We start from the raw sequence: 6,297 nt of genomic DNA, 5'->3' as shown, positions 1-6,297 counted from the left end.
GGACGGTCCAGCGGCGCCAGATCCGGACCACGGCTGGCGCGCGGGCGGGAGGGGGGCGGGGGGGCGGGCAGCTCCGGGCCGGGGTCCGCCGGGCGCGCGGGCTCAGACCGGGCAGGCGTGGGGGCCGGATCGGACGGGGGCGCGGGGGCCGGAACGCCTCCTCCCCCTCCGCCGTCCGGGCCGCCGCCGCCCCCGCCCAGCCGGACCTTGCGGCCTCCCTCGGGCGCGATCAGCTCGAAGGTGACGGGCCCGAAGACCTTGAGGACGAGCGCCGCCACCTCGTCGAACTTGCCCGCCACCTGCTTGGCGTGGAAGGCACTCTTCTCGTCGTAGGTCAGGCTGACGTACCCCGGCTCGGCGTGGGTGCGGGCGGGCTTGAGAAAGGCCCGGAGCTGCATCGTCGCCTGCCGCACCACGTCCGCCCAATTCCCCTGTGGCGCGGTGCCCTGGACCGGGGCGGGCGTCGGCGTGGGCGCCGTGCGGGTCGGCGCGGGAGGGTCCGCGGTCGTCGCGGCAGGGGCGCGGCGGGCCCCCGGGTCGAAGGCGGGCACCTCGTTCGCGGCGGGCGGTTGCACCCCGGCAGACCGCAGGCCCGCCCCCCCCCGCTCCAACCGGGCGAGGCGGGCCGTCACGTCGGCGGGCACGCTGGCCGTTCCCGCGTTCACCACCGCCCCGCCCGTCCCCGCGTCGGCGGCCAGCAGCGCGTGCGTCAGGGCCAGTTCCAGGCTCAGCCCGTCCGCCGAGCGGGCGAAGCGGGCCTCCTGCTCGTCGAGGGCCGCCTGCAACTTCAGCAGCCTCGGCACGTCCGCCCCCTCCAGCCGCTCGCCCTCCAGCCCGAGTTCGGCGTGCAGGGCGCCCGAGAGCGCGGCGACCAGCCCCTCGACCACCGTGCGGGCGGCGAAGCCCTCGCGGTAGAGGGAGGCGGCTCCCTGGATCGCCGCACCCGCCTCCCCCAGCACGAGAGACGCCGCGATGCCCCGCACCCGCTCGCCGGGCGGCAAGCCCAGGGCGTCCTCCACCCCGGCGCGCGTGATGCCGGACCCCGCCGCGAGCATCCGTTCGAGCAGGCTCTCGCCGTCGCGCATCGCCCCGTCCGCGAGGCGACCGATCAAGTGCAGGGCTTCGGACTCGGCGCGCACCCCCTCCCGCTCCACGATGCCCGCGAGCTTCCCGGCGATCTCTTCCGGGGTCAGGCGGCGGAAGCGGTAGTGCTGGCAGCGGGAGAGGATGGTGGGGATGATCTTTTCGGGCTCGGTCGTCGCCAGGATGAAGATGACGTGGGGGGGCGGCTCCTCCAGCGTCTTGAGGAGGGCGTTGAAGGCCGCCCGGCTCATCATGTGCGCCTCGTCGAGGATGTAGATCTTCCTGCCGCCGCGCATGGCCGCGAGGCCCACCTTCTCCCGCAGGTCGCGCACGTCGTCCACCGAGTTGTTGCTCGCCGCGTCGATCTCCAGCACGTCGGGGTGCGATCCGGTCCGCACCGCCAGGCACGACTCGCACTCTCCGCAGGGCTTGGGCAGCGGCCCGGTGCAGTTCGCCGTCATGGCGATGAGGCGGGCGGTGGTCGTCTTGCCCACCCCGCGCGGCCCGGAGAAGAGGTAGGCGTGCCCGACCCGGCCCTGTTCCAGCGCCGCGCGCAGCACGTCCTTCACGTGCTCCTGGCCGACCACCTCGTCCCAGCGGATCGGGCGGGCGCGTTGATAGATGGCGCTCACAGGGGCGCCTCCGGCGCGGTGAGTGGGAAGTGGGGAGTAGGGAGTGGGAACGACGACAACCGCGGTCCACTGACCACTGACCACCCACCACTCACCGCAGACCTCTTCACCCGCCCAGTGTACCGGGGCCCCGGAAGGCGCGGGGTGAGGCAGGCACGCCGGGCCGCAGCCCCCGTTCTCGGGTGACGCCCGCTCTCTCCGTCAGCAGGGCGGGGAGGGCTTGACCGGATCGCCCCGCCAACCCCCTGTGGGGAATGGGACTTTTGTGAGAGGCGTGAGGCATAGGGTAGAGCATGGGACCTTATGGCCGGGGCATCGTGGCGGGCGCACTCGCGGGGGTGGGCTACGGCTTGCTGGTGTATCTGTGGCTGCACCGACTGAACGGGGACGTGGGCGTGATGGTCTCTACGTATCTCTTCGCCGTGCCGTTCGCGCTCGGGGTGTTGTCGGCGCAGTTCGTCCCGCCGCCCTCGCCCGAGACCCGCCCACCGGACGAGGCGGCACCCGACGCCTGGGGCGACCCACCCCTCCCCCGGCTCGCTCGCCCCCAGCCTCTCGTCGAGGCCCTGCTCGTCTCCTGCGCCACGGTCACCACCTTCCTGGTGGTGGCGACCGTCACGGGCTTCGAGGGGGTGCTGTGCGCGTTCCTGGCCGCCCCCGCCATGTACGTGGTGGCCCTGCCCGGCGCGCTGCTGGGTCTGGGACTGCGCACCCTGTGGCGGCGGGCCCGCACGGGCGCCCTGCTGCTGACGCTGGGGCTGCCCGCCCTGCTGGGGCCGCTGGAACAGGCCCGTCCCCTGCCGGGCGAGTACCGCACGGTCACGAACGACGTGCTCATCCAGGCTTCCCCCAGTCTCGTGTGGCGCCAGATTCGCAGCGTGCCGCGCATTGAGGACCACGAAATCCACGCCGGGTGGGCCCACCTGATCGGCCTGCCGCGCCCGCGCGAGGCGATCCTCGACCGCGACGGGGTGGGCGCCGTGCGGGTCGCCACCTTCGACGGCGGCCTGAGCTTCCGGGAGACCGTGACCGACTGGGCTCCGGGGAAGCGGCTCTCGTTTCGTATCCGGGCACAGGACCCGGGCGGTCTCGACCCCCACGTGCGCGTCGGCGGGCGCTTCTTCGACGTGCTCAGCGGCACCTACACGCTGGAGGAGGTCGCCCCCGGCGTCACCCTCCTGCACCTGAGCAGCACCCAGCGGGTGAGTACGCATTTCAACGGGTACACCGCCTTCTTCACCGGGGCGATCATGCACGACCTCCAGCGCACCATTCTCGAAGTGATCCGGGACCGGGCGGAGGGCCGAGGCGCGGGCGTGGTGGCGGCCCGTTAAGCAATTCTTCCTCAGGTTCTCCCCCTGATCCGCCTCGCCCCGCGTACACTCGCCGGGTGCCTTTCCCACCCCCCCCCCCCCTGGTCTCGGGTTTCGTTTTCACCTATACTCTGGCGAGGTCGTTATGCTGCTAGCAGAAATTATCAGCGTGGGAACGGAGCTGCTGCTCGGCGAGATCGTCGACAGCAACGCCGCTTACCTTGCGCGGGAACTCGCGGCGCGCGGGGTGACCCTGCACCGCAAGAGCGTGCTGGGCGACAACCTGGGGCGGGTGACGGAGGCCATCCGCCTCGCCCTGTCCCGTGCCGACCTCGTGATCATGGGCGGCGGCCTCGGCCCCACCGACGACGACCTGACCCGCGAGGCCATCGCCGCCGTCATGGGCGAAACGCCGGAGGTGGACCCGGAGCTGCTGGCGTGGCTGGAAGGCCTGTTCACCAGCCGGGGCCGCGTGATGCCGGACCTCAACCGCAAGCAGGCGTGGTTGATCCCGAGCGCGGAGGCCCTGCCCAACGCCGTCGGCACCGCGCCCGGCTGGTTCGTGCGGACGGGGGGCAAGATTATCGTCGCCCTGCCCGGCCCGCCGCGCGAGATGCAGCGGATGTGGCGCGATCAGGTCCTCCCCCGCCTTCCCCTGCCCGATCAGGCCCTCCACGCCGTGACCATCCACACCCAGGGCATCGGGGAGAGCAACGTCGCGGAGCTGTTGGGCGAGCTGACGCGGCAGGCGAACCCGAGCGTCGCGACCTATGCGCGGCGGACGGGGGTGGACGTGCGCGTCGCGGCGAGTGCGCCCACCCTGGATGAGGCGCAGGCCCTCGCCGCCCCCGTGCTGGAGACGGTCAGGACGATGCTCGCCCGCTGGACGTGGGGGGAGGACGCGGACACCCTCGCCGGGGCCGTCACGCGCGCCCTGGGTGGCCGCACCCTCGGCGTGATCGAGGCGGGGAGCGGCGGCGCCCTGTGCCTCTCCCTGGCCGACGAGCCCGGCTTCCTCGACGCGGCGATCACCGAGGACCACGCGCGGTTGATCACGCTGGGACTGACGCCCGTCACGCTGAGCACGCACGGTGTCGTCAGCGAGGACGGGGCGCGCGAGTTGGCGGCGAGGGCACGGGAACATCTGGGGGCGGACGTGGGGCTGGCCGTCGTGACCGCCACACGCGGTGAGCACGCCGGGCACACCTACGTCGCCATCAGCGCGGACGGGATGGAGAAGGTCAGTGTCCTCAACTGGCCCGGGGACGCCGGACAGGTGCGCGAGCGGGCTGCCACCGCCGCCCTCGCCCTCGCGTTCCGGGCACTGCGACCGCGGGAAGTGGGCTCGGCGGGGGGGAACGCGTGACGCGCCCCACGAAGATCAAGCTTGGGAAGGTGAGCAGGCCGCGTCCCCAAGTGGGAACCATGTCTGTCGAGGAACCCGAGACCGCGCCGCAACCGCAGGAAGCCGCACCCGCTCCTCGTCCTCAGCGACCCCCCCGGCAGGAGGACGGGCACAAGGGGCAGGAACGCACCCTCCGCATGTTCTACGCCTTCAAGGTCCCCAGCGACGTAGCCGCCCCCCTCGCCGAGGCCCAGCGGCACCTGAAAGGCAATTGGCGTCCGGTGCGCGCCGACCAGTTCCACGTCACCCTCGCCTACCTGCCGAGCGTGCCGCCGGAGCGGGTGACGGACCTCAAACGCCTCGGCGCGGCGCTGACGCAGGACGTGCCGCCGCTCAATATCCGGCTGCGCGGCACCGGCTATTTTCCCAACGAGGGCAGCCCGCGCGTCTGGTTCGTGAAGGTGGAGGCGGAGGGGCTGGACGACCTCGCGGGCGCCCTGCGGCAGGGTCTCCGGGACCTCGGGATCGAGACGGACGACCTGCCCTTCCGGGCCCACATCACCCTCGCGCGGAAGAAGGGCCCGGCGCCGCGCGTGCCGCCCCTGACCTTCGATCTGGGCTGGCAGGCGGGGAACGCTGCGCTCATCCGCAGCACCCTCCGTAAGACCGGCCCGGTCTACGACACCGAGAGCACCTTCCGGCTGAGGGGGGAGGCAGGGACGGCAGGACCGGAGACGGTCGCCACGTCGCCCCCCCTCCCCAGCCCTCCCCCACCAGGGGGGAGGGAGCAAGAACAGAACACGCCATCTATCCCCGCAGAGGAGACGCCATGAGCAAGGACATCACCAAGGAACTCGGCACGCCCGGCGACAGCAAGGAGCGCACCAAGGCCATCGAGACGGCCATGAGCCAGATCGAGAAGGCGTTCGGCAAGGGCTCGATCATGCGGCTGGGCGCCGAGAGCAAGCTCGACGTGCAGACGGTCTCGACGGGCAGCCTCAGCCTCGACCTCGCGCTGGGCGTCGGCGGCATCCCGCGCGGGCGCATCACCGAGATCTACGGCCCCGAGTCGGGCGGCAAGACCACCCTCGCGCTGAGCATCGTCGCCCAGGCGCAGAAGGCGGGCGGCACCTGCGCCTTCATCGACGCCGAGCACGCCCTCGACCCCGTGTACGCCCGGAGCCTGGGTGTGAACACCGACCAACTGCTCGTCTCGCAGCCCGACAACGGCGAGCAGGCGCTGGAGATCATGGAACTCCTCGTGCGTTCGGGCGCCATCGACGTGGTGGTGGTGGACTCGGTGGCCGCATTGACCCCCCGCGCTGAGATCGAGGGCGAGATGGGCGACAGCCTCCCCGGCCTGCAAGCCCGCCTGATGTCCCAGGCGCTGCGCAAGCTGACCGCGATCCTGAGCAAGACGGGCACCGCCGCCATCTTCATCAACCAGGTGCGCGAGAAGATCGGCGTCATGTACGGCAACCCCGAGACGACCACGGGTGGCCGCGCGCTGAAGTTCTATTCCTCGGTGCGCCTCGACGTGCGCAAGATCGGCCAGCCGGTCAAGCTGGGCAACGACGCCGTGGGCAACACGGTGAAGGTCAAGACCGTCAAGAACAAGGTCGCGCCCCCCTTCAAGGAGGTCGAGCTGACCCTGATGTACGGCAAGGGCTTCGACCAGCTCTCCGACCTCGTGACCCTCGCCGCCGACATGGACATCATCAAGAAGTCGGGTTCCTTCTACTCCTACGGCGAGGACCGCATCGGCCAGGGCAAGGAAAAGGCCATCCAGTACATCTCCGAGCGCCCCGAGCTGGAGAACGAAATCCGCGAGCGCGTGCTGGCGAGCATCAAGGAAGGCCGCGCGGGCGACCTGCCCACGGTGGCGACGGTGCCCGCCGTGGCGGAGTGAGCCGGTAGACCGAAG

Annotated in this window: 5 protein-coding genes; 4 read left to right on the top strand and 1 reads right to left on the bottom strand. The window is 71.9% G+C overall.

Annotated elements, in window-relative coordinates; all coding sequences use genetic code 11:
* Positions 1-1,715: DNA polymerase III subunit gamma/tau (gene dnaX, locus A7B18_RS03715; RefSeq protein ID WP_102125306.1), on the bottom strand; the 1,715-nt coding region annotated here is incomplete at its 3' end.
* A 293-nt stretch (positions 1,716-2,008) separates the two neighbouring features.
* On the opposite strand from dnaX, the gene A7B18_RS03710 reads away from it, so the two are divergent.
* From A7B18_RS03710 to recA, 4 genes are all read left to right on the top strand, one after another.
* Entirely contained in the window at positions 2,009-3,049 is a 1,041-nt protein-coding gene (locus tag A7B18_RS03710; RefSeq protein ID WP_102125305.1) for an SRPBCC family protein, read from the top strand.
* Between the two features lie 124 nt (positions 3,050-3,173).
* A complete protein-coding gene (locus tag A7B18_RS03705; protein ID WP_102125304.1) occupies positions 3,174-4,394 on the top strand; it encodes a CinA family nicotinamide mononucleotide deamidase-related protein in 1,221 nt (406 codons plus the stop codon).
* Positions 4,395-4,453: 59 nt separating this feature from the next.
* Positions 4,454-5,206, top strand: a complete 753-nt coding sequence (thpR, locus tag A7B18_RS03700) for an RNA 2',3'-cyclic phosphodiesterase (RefSeq protein ID WP_102125303.1) — start codon at positions 4,454-4,456, stop codon at positions 5,204-5,206.
* The gene (gene recA, locus A7B18_RS03695) at positions 5,203-6,282 is read left to right on the top strand and encodes a recombinase RecA (RefSeq protein ID WP_102125302.1); all 1,080 of its coding nucleotides are present in this window, start codon (positions 5,203-5,205) and stop codon (positions 6,280-6,282) included. The genes thpR and recA overlap by 4 nt, the downstream gene beginning before the upstream one ends.
* Positions 6,283-6,297 lie beyond the last annotated feature (15 nt).

Origin of the sequence: Deinococcus planocerae, assembly GCF_002869765.1 — a bacterium.
Taxonomy (GTDB): domain Bacteria; phylum Deinococcota; class Deinococci; order Deinococcales; family Deinococcaceae; genus Deinococcus; species Deinococcus planocerae.
Note: the sequence above shows the minus strand (reverse complement) of the source record. Positions and strands in the feature narration are given on the sequence as shown.

Bases quoted from the DNA above. Each gene is read 5' to 3' on its own strand.
- recA (WP_102125302.1), top strand. From the start codon at position 5,203: ATGAGCAAGGACATCACCAAGGAACTCGGCACGCCCGGCGACAGCAAG.
- A7B18_RS03705 (WP_102125304.1), top strand. From the start codon at position 3,174: ATGCTGCTAGCAGAAATTATCAGCGTGGGAACGGAGCTGCTGCTCGGC.
- thpR (WP_102125303.1), top strand. From the start codon at position 4,454: ATGTCTGTCGAGGAACCCGAGACCGCGCCGCAACCGCAGGAAGCCGCA.
- A7B18_RS03710 (WP_102125305.1), top strand. From the start codon at position 2,009: ATGGGACCTTATGGCCGGGGCATCGTGGCGGGCGCACTCGCGGGGGTG.